This window comes from Sphingopyxis sp. 113P3 (genome assembly GCF_001278035.1).
GTDB lineage: Bacteria > Pseudomonadota > Alphaproteobacteria > Sphingomonadales > Sphingomonadaceae > Sphingopyxis.
Genome location: NZ_CP009452.1, coordinates 3,740,772 through 3,754,044 on the forward strand (window position 1 = coordinate 3,740,772; position 13,273 = coordinate 3,754,044).

Consider the following 13,273-nt stretch of genomic DNA (forward strand, 5'->3'; position numbering starts at 1 on the left):
CCAGATGAACCTCGAAAAATTCACCGATCGCGCCAAGGGCTTTCTGCAGGCGGCGCAAACCATCGCGATCCGCATGAACCACCAGCGGATCAGTCCGGAGCATATTGCGAAAGCGCTGCTTGAGGACAAGGAGGGCATGGCCGCGGGGCTGATCCAGCGCGCTGGCGGCGATGCCGCACGCGCCGTGCAGGGCATCGACGCGCTGCTCGCCAAGGTGCCTGCCGTATCGGGCTCGGGCGCGCAAGCGACCCCAGGACTCGACAATGACGCGGTGCGGCTGCTCGATCAGGCCGAACAGGTCGCCAGCAAGGCGGGCGATGGCTATGTCACCGTCGAGCGACTGTTGCTCGCGATGGTGCTTGCAGCGGGTACGCCGGTCGGCACGGCCTTCGCCGACGCCGGGGTTCATGCCGACGCTCTCAACAGCGCCATCAACGCGCTTCGCGGCGGTCGCACTGCCGACAGCCCGAGCGCCGAGGACAGCTACGAAGCGCTCAAGAAATTTGCGCGCGATCTCACCGAGGTGGCGCGCACGGGCAAGCTCGACCCCGTGATCGGGCGCGACGAGGAGATTCGCCGCACGGTCCAGATCCTCGCGCGCCGGACCAAGAACAACCCGGTGCTGATCGGCGAACCCGGCGTGGGCAAGACCGCGATCGCCGAAGGACTGGCGCTGCGCATCGCCAATGGCGACGTCCCCGATAGCCTCAAGGACCGCCGCCTTCTCGCGCTCGACATGGGCGCGCTGATCGCGGGCGCCAAATATCGCGGCGAGTTCGAGGAGCGGCTGAAAGGCGTGCTCGACGACGTCAAGGCCGCCGAGGGCGAGATCATCCTGTTCATCGACGAGATGCACACGCTAGTCGGTGCGGGGAAGAGCGAGGGCGCGATGGATGCCTCGAACCTCTTGAAGCCCGCGCTTGCGCGCGGCGAGCTGCATTGCATCGGCGCGACCACCCTCGACGAGTATCGCAAATATGTCGAGAAGGACCCCGCGCTCCAGCGGCGCTTCCAGCCGGTCTTCGTGGGTGAGCCGACGGTCGAGGATTCGATCTCGATCCTGCGCGGACTGAAGGAGAAATATGAACTGCACCACGGCGTGCGCATCACCGACGGCGCGATCGTCGCCGCGGCGACGCTGTCGCACCGCTATATCTCCGACCGCTTCCTCCCCGACAAGGCGATCGACCTGATGGACGAGGCGGCGAGCCGCATCCGCATGGAGGTCGAGTCGAAGCCCGAGGAGATCGAGACCCTCGACCGCCGCATCATTCAGATGAAGATCGAAGAGGCTGCGCTGACGAAGGAAACCGATGCCGCGTCGAAGGACCGGCTCGAGAAGCTCCGCGCCGAGCTGGCGAACCTTGAGCAGCAGTCGGCCGAGCTCACCCAGAAATGGCAGGCGGAAAAGGAGAAGATCCACGCCGAGGCGAAGATCAAGGAAGAGCTCGACGCTGCGCGCAGCCAGCTTGAACTGGCCCAGCGCGCGGGCGACCTCGCCAAGGCGGGCGAGCTCAGCTACGGGACCATTCCCGCCCTCGAAAAGCAGCTCGAGGAGGCACAGGCCGTCTCGGGCAACGCGATGCTGCGCGAAGAAGTCACCGCCGACGATATCGCTGCAGTGGTCAGCCGCTGGACCGGTATCCCGGTCGACCGGATGCTCGAGGGCGAGCGCGAAAAGCTGCTCGGCATGGAAGAACAGCTCGGCAAGCGGGTGATCGGGCAGGACGAGGCCGTGCGTGCGGTCTCGACCGCTGTCCGCCGCGCGCGCGCCGGACTACAGGACCCGAACCGCCCCCTGGGCTCGTTCCTCTTCCTCGGGCCCACGGGCGTCGGCAAGACCGAGCTCACCAAGGCGCTTGCGCGCTTCCTGTTCGACGATGACAATGCGATGGTCCGCATCGACATGTCCGAGTTCATGGAAAAGCACAGCGTCGCGCGGCTGATCGGCGCGCCGCCGGGCTACGTCGGCTATGAAGAGGGCGGCGTGCTCACCGAAGCCGTCCGCCGCCGGCCCTACCAGGTCGTTCTCTTCGACGAGGTCGAAAAGGCCCATGGCGATGTGTTCAACATCCTGCTCCAGGTGCTCGACGACGGGCGGCTGACCGACGGGCAGGGGCGCGCGGTGGATTTTACCAACACGCTGATCATCCTGACGTCAAACCTCGGCAGCCAGGCAATCGCGGCGCTTCCCGACGACGCGCCAGTCGAACAGGCCGAGCCCGCCGTGATGGAGGTTGTCCGCGGCCATTTCCGGCCCGAGTTCCTCAACCGGCTCGACGAGATCGTGCTGTTCCACCGTCTCGGCCAGCAGCATATGGGCGGGATCGTCGATATCCAGGTCGCGCGGGTGCAGAAGCTGCTCGCCGATCGGAAGGTGACGCTCGACCTCAGCGACGCGGCCCGGACCTGGCTCGGCCGCGTCGGATATGATCCGGTCTACGGCGCAAGGCCGCTCAAACGCGCGGTGCAGAAATATCTGCAGGATCCGCTCGCCGACCTGATCCTGAAAGGGGAGGTGAAGGATGGATCGACCATCAAGGTCGACGAGGGCGACGGTGCGCTCGTCCTGACGCCCGCCTGATCTCGAAAGGAAGCAATGTCCCGGCCTTGGCGCCGGGACATTCCGCTAGAGCTCAGCGGTTCCCTTCGACGAGGGAACGCGAACGCTCCATCGCGCGCGTCCGGTCGAGGTCAGCTTTGCCTTGCTCTTCGAGCTGATCCCATTCCGCCCTGGTATGGCAGATGCGGCGCGACATGATCGAGCCGGTCGCGACCTCGCGCTTGCAGATTTTCTTCTCTGCATCAGGCTTGTCAGCCGTCGCTTTCCCGGGTGCCGCCGCCTGCGAGGCTGCCGGTGCCACCGCCAAGAGAGCGGCGAGAGAGAGAATACGTAACACTCCGATCGTTCCTTTCATCGGGTGAGGCCCCCTTTCTGGATGGCCCAAAGAAAATGGGCGGCTCCGAAGGAACCGCCCACTTTTCTAAAGGCCTTGGACTTAGAAGTCGACCTTCGCGCCGAGGCGGAAGTAACGACCCATGATGTTCGGACCAGCCCAGGCCGGGTTGAAGCCGAACAGACCATAGGCCGAGTCCGGATCGAACGGCGGCTTGGTGTCGAGGAGGTTGAGGATGTTCGCGTAAATCGTGAACTTGTCCCCAATCTTCTGCGAAACCGTCATGTCGAGGTTCCAGATGTCCTTGGTCTTACAGTTGACCGGAGTTCCGTCGACATAGGCATGGGTCGAAACACCATTTTCCGCATTGAACGCGCAATCGCCCTTGATGCCGCCAAAGTCGATCGACGCTGTGTCATAGCCCTTGGTGTAATAGGCCGTCAGGCTGACCGCGGTATCGCCGAACTCCAGCGTGTTCTGCCACGTCGCGCGCCACTTGGGCGAACCCGAGCAGGACGTGATGTTGCAGGGGCTGAGCGTGCCGTCGTAGCGCAGCACGTCACCCGCGTCGGTCTTCAGCTCATACTTCAGCATGTACGAAGCGTCGAAGTCCGTGCGCCAGGTCAGCGAGTTGCCGATCGGCAGGCTGGCGCGGGCACCGAAGTCGATGCCGCTGACCGTCTGCTGGTCCTGGTTGGTGAATGACGACTGGATGAAGCCGATAACCGGAAGCGCATTCGGGAATGCCGGATCCGGCTGACCCGGGATCACGGTGATGCCCGGAATGTTCACGACGCCATTGTTGGCATAGTAAGCCGCTTCAGCAGCGCTGGTGTCGGTAACGCCGGTGATCAGGTCCTTGACCTTGATATGCCAGAAGTCGACCGTCAGGCTGACGTTGCGAACCGGCTCGAAAATGACGCCGGCGGTAAAGGCCGTCGACTTTTCGGGATCGAGATCCGGGTTGCCAACCTGCGTGAGACCGAGGCTGTAGTTGCCCGTCGCATAGGCGTTGTTCCCGTGCGCCGCGCAGAATGCAGCATAGGTCGTGCAGTTGACGGTACGCGTCACATACCCCGTGGTCGGTAGGCCGAAGCTTTCATTGAAGCTCGGGATGCGGAAGCCCTTCGAGAAGGTGCCACGGATCGCAACCTGCGGGATCGGCGTGAACTTTGCGCTCAACTTCGGCGAGAAGTTCGACTGGCCCGTCGAATAATCGTCGTAGCGGCCCGAGAAGCCGAGTTCGAGCTGGTCGATGATCGGCGCGCTCACTTCGAAGAACGCCGACTTCACGTTGCGGCTGCCCACAGTACCAACCGAGTTGATGCTGTAATAACGATCATACTGGTTGCCCAGCGTGCCAGGGTTGGCGCTGGGAGCGTCGATCGATTCGTCGCGGTACGACACGCCGACCGCCGCTTGCAGCGGACCACCCGGAAGCTCGAACAGATCCTTGGCGAGGGTCGCCTGAACCTGCCAGAGCTGCGACACCGAAGTCGTCGTCTGGCGCGGAGCAATATAATCCCACGTGTCCTGCGAATTGGCTTCGAGGTCATTGAAGTTGAACTCACCACGAGCAACGAGATCCATGATGCGCTGCGGAATCAGGTAATTTTCCTGGGTGCGCTTCAGGCGGACTTCCGACGCCGTAAAGTTAGCAGAATAGCGCCAGTCGTCGCCGAAGCTGCCATCGATGCCCAGCACCCCGCGCAGCGCGCGCGAGTTGGTGTCGACAGTGCGGCCGCGGGTCGAACGCACGAGCATCTGCGCGCGCGCGCCCTCAGCGGCGAACGGGTTGTACGGGTTGAGTACCCCATTGGTGGCGTCGCAACCGGTGTTCAGCCCGTCGATCGTGCCAACGCCGCTGGCGCAGACGTACACAGGGAGAAGCACGTTGTAGGCCGCAGCCTGGTTGTTCGGCGGGGTAGGCGTGCCGTTGAAGCCCAGCGGCGTGAAGGACGCGTGGCTCTTGGTCTGATAATAGTTTGCGATCGCGTAAACCTGCGCATTGTCGCCGACATTGGCCGTAAAGCGCGCGGTCAGACCCTTACGTTCGATCTCCGGCTGCAGCATGATGTACTGGTTCTGGAAATCGACTTCGCACGTCGTCAGCGGCGAAGTGTTCGACATTTCCGGCGTGATGGTGATCGCATCGAACCCGCGGCAACCCGCAGCCGGGTTCAGGAACTGGAACCGGTTGCGCGGATCGGCCGGATTAGCGGCACCGACGCCAGCACGGCGCACCAGCGCGACGCCCGGGATGGAGATCAGCCCGTTATAGGCAGCAGCCCAGTTGGCGGTTGTATAACCAAGATCATAGGTCGGGTTGTCCGGATCCGAACCCGGATCGGGAACGGCGACAAAGCCCGGACGACCAGAGGCGATGAACCCGTCAAGAATTTCCTGGGTCACGCCGTTCCAGTTAAGGTTGCTCAGGCAGCTTCCGCTTGCGCCGCACATGCGCGACCAGTCGGCCGAGTTGAACGGGTAGCCGCGGTCGCGCGCATAGAGCGCGTCCTGCTTCTGATATTCACCGCTGACGTAGAAGTTGAAGCCCTGGTCGTCGAGATCGCCATAGCCCCAGGTCGCATCAATACGCTGCTCACCGGCGTCACCACGCTGCGACACCCCGAGCGAACCACCGAGGTGGAGGCCCTGGATTTCCTTCTTGGTGATGACGTTGATCACGCCCGCGATCGCGTCGGCACCATAGGTCGACGACGCACCGTCACGCAGAACCTCGATTCGGTCGACGACGGCATTGGGGATGGTATTGAGGTCGACGAAGTTGCGCTGGCCGTCGTCCGCGAGCGGATAGGGGGCCATGCGCAGGCCGTCCGAGATCGACAGGGTCGCCTGCACGGTCAAGCCGCGCAGCGCCGGCGCGTTCGCACCCGAAGCGAAGTTGAAGCCGGTGTTCCAGCCCTGGGTGATCGTGCCCGCGCCGTTCGCCGACAGACGCTGAACGGCGTCGGCGACGGTGTTGATGCCGCGCTCCTGGAGCGTTTCCGAGCTCAGCACGGTGACCGGAGACGGCGTTTCCGTGTCCGTGCGGCGGAGGATCGAACCGGTGACGACGATCGCGTTGTCCTCGGACGCGCCTTCATCGGCCGGCGCATCCTGCGCGGAAGCGGGAGCCGAAACCAGCGCGACGCCCAATACGACAGGCGCGACGCTCAATTTCAGCTTCGAGAAATGGGTTTTCTTCACAGTGCAGTCCCTTGCTACTGGTGGCTATGATACCCGGATGGATTGCGCGCGCAGACCCCTGGCCCCAGCGCGCGATACACCCCGATAGGCCGCGGGATGACCTCACATTCAGCTTGAGTAAAGGAAATTCCCCGCCGTTTTTGCGGTTTCGCAGGCCATTGTGACGTATTTGCAACAACACAGAGAAACCGCGAAATACAATGTGCTGCGGCTGCCCATTCGCGACATTTTGTTTCAGCAGTTACCAGTTTTATTGCGGTGCACAAAAAGTCAGCGCGGCATCGGTCCTGCAAGTGTGCCCGGGTCGAGACGCGCGTCGCGCCATTTCAATCCCCAGTGAAGATGCGGGCCGGTTGCCCGCCCCGTCTGCCCCACCGTCCCGAGCCGCTGGCCCTGCACCACCCGGTCTCCGACCTTTACCTCGAGGCTCTGGCAGTGGAGGAAGGCGCTGTTCAGCCCCATCCCATGGTCGACGATCAGGAGATTGCCCTCGAGCGTGAAGGGCGTCGTCGCGGCGAGAACGACCACCCCGTCCGCGGGGGCATGGAAGGGCGTGCCCGCGGGGACCGCGATATCGGTGCCGCTGTGATAGGCGCCGGGCTTGCCCTGGTAGACGCGCTGCGACCCAAAGAAGCCCGAAAGGCGCCCGGTCGCTGGCCAGCGAAACGACTGGCGCCAGCCGCCAACCTCGTGGTCGACGCGGCGCGCCTCGGCAATCTGTTCAAGTTCGGCGGGGCGGCGGCGCGCGAACTCGGCGTCGCTCGAAGCGCTTCCGCGCCACGGCGCATTGATATGCTCGATTCGCCAGCTTCCCGGCGCGACGGTCAAGAGGCGCTCGACCCGCCGCCCATCGGCAAGCGTCGCGACGAGATGCTGCGGCGTCACCGCGTCACGGTCGAAGGCGATCAGAAAGCGCCCGTCGGCCGCGATCGCAACCGGCTTGCCATCCAGCGTCAGCCCCTGCGTCGTGTCAGGCGCCTCTCCAAGCAGCGTGCCCCCTTGAACCGGCGTTCCGCGCAAGATGGTGAAGTCGGCGCGTGGGGGCGCCGGGCGGGGAGCGGGACTGGGAGAGGGAATGGGCGCAGCGCTCGGCGCAGGCGGCGGAGCGAGCGGCGGGGGGGCAGGCGGGACGCAGCTCGCGACCAGCAGCAGCAACGGCCATGCCGCGGGCGAGCGCGGCGCAAGCCCCAGTCTCATGCCTTGCCGGAGTCGAGCGCGGCCTGAACCGAGATAGCAGCGGTGGCATAGGCTTCTTGCCGCGCGACCGACCAATAGCGCAGCTCGTCGAGCCCGATCGGCACGCCGGTAACCGCGCAAAGCACATGGTCGCCCGGCGACAGGACGCGGAACCCATTGGGTCCATAGTGCAGGCGGGCAAGTCGGTTGCGGCTGGCGATCAGCATGGGGTCATATCCATCGGGAGGAGAGGTTTCAGACGAGTGACTATAGCAGTATCGCACCGCGCGGCCACCCCTGCTGCGGTCAGAAGAGCTCGCCCTGCTCTCGCCGGGGCGGCGGCGCGGCGCGGCGCAGCGCTTTGGGAGCGGGCGCCGGGCTCGCTGCGGAAGTGGGGTCACTTCCGGCGTCAACCGCCACCGGCACCTCGCCGTCGGCAAACTGAAGCCGCAGATTTCCCGCAGCGCGCGCCCCCGCGGCATGGGTGACGATAGCGCCCCGCGAGTCGCGCACCATCGCATAGCCGCGCGACAGGAGCGCGCGCGGGTCGAGCGAGGCGAGCAGCCGCGCGAGGCCCTGAAGCCGGGCGCGGTCGCGGTCCCACGCGCGCGCGAGCAGCGCCGGTCGCAGCGCCGCCGACCGACTCGCCAGCCGCTCGGCGGTGACCGCGAGGCGGTGCCGCTGACAGCGATCGAGCTTGTCCCCGGCATCGTCGAGCCGCTGCCGCTGGGGCGCATAGAGCGCATCGCGCCGCGGGAGGTGCCGAGCAAGCGCCGCCAGCCGCTCGCCGCGGAGCGCATGCGTTCGATTCGCCGCGCCAATCATGCGTCCGCGCCATGTCGCAAGCTGCGCCATCAGCTCGGCGCGTACCGGCACAGCCATCTCGGCCGCCGCAGTGGGCGTCGGTGCGCGCACATCGGCAGCATGGTCGGCGAGCGTCACGTCGGTCTCGTGCCCCACCGCGCTGATCGTGGGGATGCGGCAATCGGCGATCGCGCGCACGACCACCTCTTCGTTGAACGCCCACAGATCCTCGATCGAGCCGCCCCCGCGCGCAACGATGACCAGGTCGGGGCGCGGCACCGGCCCGCCGGGGGCGAGCGCGTCAAACCCGCGCACCGCATTCGCGACCTGGGCCGCCGCACCCTCGCCCTGCACCAGGACTGGCCAGACGATGACCCGCGTCGGGCAGCGGTCGGCCAGCCGGTGGAGGATGTCGCGGATCACCGCGCCCGTGGGCGAGGTCACCACGCCGATCGTGCGCGGCAGATAGGGGAGACGCTGTTTGCGCTCGCGGTCGAACAGCCCTTCGGCCCCCAGCCGAGCCTTCAATTTCTCGAAGAGCAGCATCAGCGCGCCTTCGCCCGCGACTTCGAGGCTCTCGACGACGAGCTGATATTTTGAACGGCCCGGATAGGTGGTGAGCTTGCCGGTCGCGATCACTTCGATCCCGTCTTCGGGCCGGAAGGCGAGTCGCGCGGCCTGCCCCTTCCACATCACCATGTCGATCAGCGCATTATCGTCCTTGAGCCCGGCATAAAAATGCCCCGACGCCGCGCGCTTCGCCCCCGAGAGCTCGCCGCGCACCCGAACGCGCGCAAAACCATCCTCGACCGTGCGCTTGATCGCAGCTGACAATTGGCTGACCGAAAGCGCCGGAGCATTGTCGCCCGTCGCCGCCTCGGCTAACAGCCGCGCCGCGGGGTCGTTGTCGGACGCCGGATCGGGAAAAGGAATGGACATGAACATCCTGCTGGTGGGCTCGGGAGGCCGCGAACATGCGCTGAGCTGGCAGTTGGCGCAATCGCCGTCTTGTCGCAAGCTCTATGCCGCCCCCGGCAACCCGGGGATCGAAACCTTCGCCGAATGCGCGCCGCTCGCCGCCGACGATCTCGACGGGCTGATCGCCTTCGTCCGCGCGCACGCCATCGACTTCGTCGTCGTCGGCCCCGAGGCGCCGCTCGTCGCCGGACTTGCGGACCGCCTGCGCGACATGGGCGTCGCAGTCTTTGGACCATCCGCCGCCGCGGCGCGGCTCGAGGGTTCGAAAGGTTTTACCAAGGATCTGTGCGCGCGCGCCGGCATCCCGACCGCCGCCTATGTCCGCTGCACCTCTGCCGAGGAAGCGCACGCGGTGCTCGAAGGCTTTGCCGTCCCGGTTGTAATCAAGGCCGACGGTCTCGCCGCGGGAAAGGGTGTGATCATCGCAGAAACGCGCGAGGCGGCCGCCGCTGCGATCGATGACATGTTCGCCGGCGCCTTCGGGGGTGCGGGCGCCGAGGTGGTCATCGAGGAATTCATGGCCGGCGAGGAGGCGAGCTTCTTCGCCCTCTCCGACGGGGACCATGTGATGGCGTTCGGCAGCGCCCAGGACCACAAGCGCGTTGGCGACGGCGATACCGGCCCGAACACGGGCGGCATGGGCGCCTACAGCCCCGCCCCCGTGCTGACCGCAGACCTCGAAACGGAAGTGATGGACCGGATCATCCGTCCGACCGTCAGTGCGCTCGCGGCCGAGGGCACCCCTTATGTCGGCGTCCTTTTCGCCGGGCTGATGCTCACCGACACGGGACCAAAGCTGATCGAATATAATTGCCGCTTCGGCGACCCCGAATGCCAGGTGCTGATGATGCGCTTCACCGGCGATTTCGCGGCGCTGCTCCACGCCGCCGCGACGGGGGACCTCGCAAGCGCGACCCCGCCCGCCTTTTCACACGACTATGCGCTGACCGTGGTGATGGCCGCCAGCGGCTATCCCGGGACTCCGGAAAAAGGCGGCGTGATCCGGGGCATCGCCCAGGCCGAAACGGGCGGCGTGCGCGTCTTCCACGCCGGAACGGCGCGCGCGGACGGCGCAATCGTCGCCGCCGGCGGGCGCGTCCTCAACGTCACCGCTACGGGCAAGACGGTGAGCGAGGCGCAGGCGCGCGCCTATGCCGCGGTCGACCGGATCGATTTTGCGAGCGGCTTCTGTCGGCGCGATATTGGCTGGCGCGAAGTCGCGCGCGAGGCAAGGTAGCAAGACTGGACGCAGCAGGACCGGTCCGATATCCCGGTCCTTCGCTGCCATGAGACACTGGGCTCCCGCCAGCGCGGGAACACAGGAACAAGGAGCAGAAATCCCATGACTTGGCTTCAGGAAAACTGGATCGCCGCGCTCGTCGTACTGATAGTCGTCATCGCGCTAGTCTGGTGGCTCGCCGCTCGGCGCAAACCGCATGATGTCGCTCCCCCGGCGGCCGAGCCCGCCAGGCCCGCCAAGCCGCTCGAACCGGTGAAACCCGAGATCATTGCCGCCGAGCCCGCGTTCAAGAAGACCCCGCCCCCCGCGCCAACCCCAAGTCCTGCGCCAGCAGCGGCCGCAGCGCCGGAGCCTGTCCCGGAAACGGTCGCCGCGGCTGCCGCCCCGACGGCGGGCCAGGCGGACAATCTCCAATTGCTCAAAGGCGTCGGCCCCAAACTCGTGGCGCTGCTCAACAGCCTCGGCGTTACCCGCTTCGAGCAGATTGCGGCCTGGACTGACGCCGACATCGCCGCGATCGACCCCAAGCTCGGCAATTTCGCAGGCCGCATCACCCGCGACAATTGGGTTGATCAGGCTGGCTATCTTGCGCGGGGCGACAAGGCTGGCTTCGAGGCGAAATATGGCGCCCTCGGCGGGGATCTCTGACAGCCCGTCAGGGCTCGTCACGCTCTGAGCGGGAAGATTCCGACCGACGCGGGCGTCATTTTAAGGAGCGCTGGCCTAGGCTTCGGCCAGCCCTTCCTGGGGTCCGCGGATCGCGCTCACCAGCAGCTTGTCGATCTTGCGCCCGTCCATGTCGACGATCTCGAAGCGCCAGCCGCGGTCGGTGAAGCTCTCGCCCTCGGTTGGCAGATGCTTCAGGATGGCGAGCGCATGTCCCGCCGCGGTCGCATAGTCGCGGTCGTCGGCAAGATCGATTCCCAGCCGATCGGCCATCTGGTCCGCGGGCATCGAGCCCGCGATGAGCAGGCTGCCATCGTCGCGCTCCGTGACGAAGGGTTCGCTGCCGATGTCCTGGTCGGATGCAAATTCGCCCGCAATCGCGGAAAGCAGGTCAGCAGGGGTCACCAGCCCTTCAAAGTGACCATATTCGTCGTGGACAAGCAGCATCGGCACTTCCGCGACGCGCAGACTTTCAAGCGCGTCCATCGCGTCGATCTGGTCGTGGATCACGGCCGCGCGGCGAGTCAGCGTTTCGAGGTCGAGTTTCTGCCCTCGGAACAGCGCGCCGGCAATGTCGCGCGCCTGGACAACGCCGACGATATTGTCGACCGATCCGCGTGCGACGGGCAGCCGTGTGTGCGGCGTTTCAAGCAGCTTGGCGCGCACCGCATCCGCATCCGAGGCGATGTCGATCCAGTCGACATCGATCCGCGGCGTCATCACCTCGCGCACCGGTCGGTCTGCAAGGCGCACGACGCCCGAGATGATGGCGCGTTCGCTTTCCTCGATGACCCCGGATTTCGAAGCTTCAGCGACAATCAGGTGCAGCTCCTCGGCGGTCACCCGATCTTCCGATTCGCGTTTGAGGCCGAGGATGCGAAATACCAGGCTCGAGCTCGTGTCGAGGAGCCAGACGAGCGGCGCGGCGATACGCGAGAGCCACAGCATCGGTACGGCCATCACCACCGCGATGCTTTCGGGCGCCCGCAGCGCAAACTGCTTGGGCACCAGCTCGCCCGCGATCAGCGAGAAATAGGTGGTGATCGCTATGACAGCCGCGAAACCGGCGTTGCGCGCGGTCTCCGCGTCGAGACCGAGCGCGCCTTGCAACCGCTCGGCGACCGGCTGTCCGAGACTGGCGCCCGAATAGGCGCCGGCGAGAATGCCGATCAGCGTGATGCCGACCTGGACCGTCGAGAGAAAGCGCCCGGGATCGGCGGCAAGCTGGCGCGCGATGCGGGCGCCGCGGCTTCCCCGCTTTTCCGCTGCCTGCAAGCGTGGGCCGCGGGCGGAAACGATCGCGAGTTCGGACAAGGCGAAGACGCCGTTGAGGAGGATCAGCACGGCGATGATCGCCACGTCGCTCCAGGGAAAGGGGGTCATGGGATGGTGAACGGGCGCGATCGCGCCTGGCCCCTGCAATCGTCGGTCATCGCGTCCCTATAGGACAAAGCCGCCGCTTTGCACAATGGCACCGGCCGGTGCCTACTCAGCCATGGTTCAGCAAGTGTCTGGAACCACTTGCCGGGCCATCTGTTATCGGGATGGTAGGGCGGCGGCCAGGATGGCGCGCGGCCTGAGAATAGGGAGCGAAACAATGAAGACCAAGATGATCAAGCTCACCGCCCTCGCCGGCATCGGGATGCTCACGCTCAGCGGCTGCGTGACCGATCCCGTCACCGGGGAGAAGAAGATTTCCAAGGCCGCGATCGGCGGCGTCGGTGGCGCGCTCGGCGGTTATCTGCTCGGCGATCTCATCGGCGGGAAGAACAGCCGGACCGAGGAAATTGTCGGTGCGGGTATCGGCGCGGTCGCAGGCGCGGGCGTCGGCTATTATATGGACCAGCAGGAAAAGAAGCTGCGCGAACGCACGGCTGGCACCGGCATTGACGTCGAGCGCCAGGGCGACCAGCTCGTCCTCAACATGCCCGGCGACGTCACGTTCGACCTCAACAGCGCCGTGGTCAAAAGCCAGTTCCGCAGCGCGCTCGACAGCGTCGCCTCGACGCTCGGCGAATATCCAAGCACCTATATCGACATTTACGGTCACACCGATTCGTCGGGCAGCGATAGCTATAATCAGGGCCTCTCCGAACGCCGCGCCGCTTCGGTGGCCGACTATCTCGCGACCCGCGGCGTCCAACGCGCCCGCATGGCAACGATGGGCTATGGCGAATCGCAGCTCAAATGCACGCCCGAAACCACCGAGGCTGACCGTCAGTGCAACCGCCGCGTCGAAATTCGTATCGCGCCGGTCACCCAGAACGACGTCAACGCAGCTCGGTAATCGTCAAGGCCCCTC

General features: G+C 65.7%; 10 protein-coding genes. 4 read left to right on the forward strand and 6 right to left on the reverse strand.

The features are described from left to right. Window positions 1–4 precede the first annotated feature (4 nt). On the forward strand, window positions 5–2,584 hold the full coding sequence (gene clpB, locus LH20_RS18135) for an ATP-dependent chaperone ClpB (RefSeq protein ID WP_053555428.1): 2,580 nt from the start codon (window positions 5–7) through the stop codon (window positions 2,582–2,584). Between the two features lie 52 nt (window positions 2,585–2,636). Here clpB and LH20_RS18140 read toward each other — a convergent pair whose 3' ends face one another. The 5 genes from LH20_RS18140 to xseA form a co-directional block, all read right to left on the reverse strand. Continuing rightward, entirely contained in the window at window positions 2,637–2,918 is a 282-nt protein-coding gene (locus LH20_RS18140) for a hypothetical protein (RefSeq protein WP_053555429.1), read from the reverse strand. 81 nt (window positions 2,919–2,999) lie between these two features. Then, window positions 3,000–6,056, reverse strand: coding sequence for a TonB-dependent receptor plug domain-containing protein (locus LH20_RS18145; RefSeq protein ID WP_158501165.1), 3,057 nt, complete (start codon window positions 6,054–6,056; stop codon window positions 3,000–3,002). A 321-nt stretch (window positions 6,057–6,377) separates the two neighbouring features. Then, window positions 6,378–7,304 (reverse strand): M23 family metallopeptidase, encoded by a 927-nt coding sequence (locus tag LH20_RS18150; RefSeq protein WP_053555431.1) that lies wholly within the window; start codon window positions 7,302–7,304, stop codon window positions 6,378–6,380. Continuing rightward, a complete protein-coding gene (locus tag LH20_RS18155) occupies window positions 7,301–7,510 on the reverse strand; it encodes a DUF2093 domain-containing protein (RefSeq protein WP_053555432.1) in 210 nt (69 codons plus the stop codon). Before LH20_RS18155 ends, LH20_RS18150 begins: the two co-directional genes overlap by 4 nt. A gap of 79 nt (window positions 7,511–7,589) precedes the next feature. After that, window positions 7,590–9,026 carry an exodeoxyribonuclease VII large subunit gene (gene xseA, locus LH20_RS18160; RefSeq protein WP_053555433.1) on the reverse strand — a complete coding sequence of 479 codons (1,437 nt, stop codon included), beginning with the start codon at window positions 9,024–9,026 and terminating at the stop codon, window positions 7,590–7,592. On the opposite strand from xseA, the gene purD reads away from it, so the two are divergent. After that, window positions 9,025–10,302, forward strand: a complete 1,278-nt coding sequence (gene purD, locus LH20_RS18165) for a phosphoribosylamine--glycine ligase (protein WP_053555434.1) — start codon at window positions 9,025–9,027, stop codon at window positions 10,300–10,302. The two genes, xseA and purD, sit on opposite strands and share 2 nt — an antisense overlap. Window positions 10,303–10,407: 105 nt before the next feature. Continuing rightward, entirely contained in the window at window positions 10,408–10,953 is a 546-nt protein-coding gene (locus tag LH20_RS18170; protein ID WP_053555435.1) for a hypothetical protein, read from the forward strand. Window positions 10,954–11,028: 75 nt separating this feature from the next. On the opposite strand, the gene LH20_RS18175 is transcribed toward LH20_RS18170, so the two are convergent. Beyond that, window positions 11,029–12,354 carry a hemolysin family protein gene (locus tag LH20_RS18175; protein WP_053555436.1) on the reverse strand — a complete coding sequence of 442 codons (1,326 nt, stop codon included), beginning with the start codon at window positions 12,352–12,354 and terminating at the stop codon, window positions 11,029–11,031. 214 nt (window positions 12,355–12,568) lie between these two features. Between LH20_RS18175 and LH20_RS18180 the strand changes: the two genes are divergently transcribed. Beyond that, window positions 12,569–13,258 (forward strand): OmpA family protein, encoded by a 690-nt coding sequence (locus LH20_RS18180; protein ID WP_053555437.1) that lies wholly within the window; start codon window positions 12,569–12,571, stop codon window positions 13,256–13,258. The last annotated feature ends 15 nt before the right edge of the window (window positions 13,259–13,273 follow it).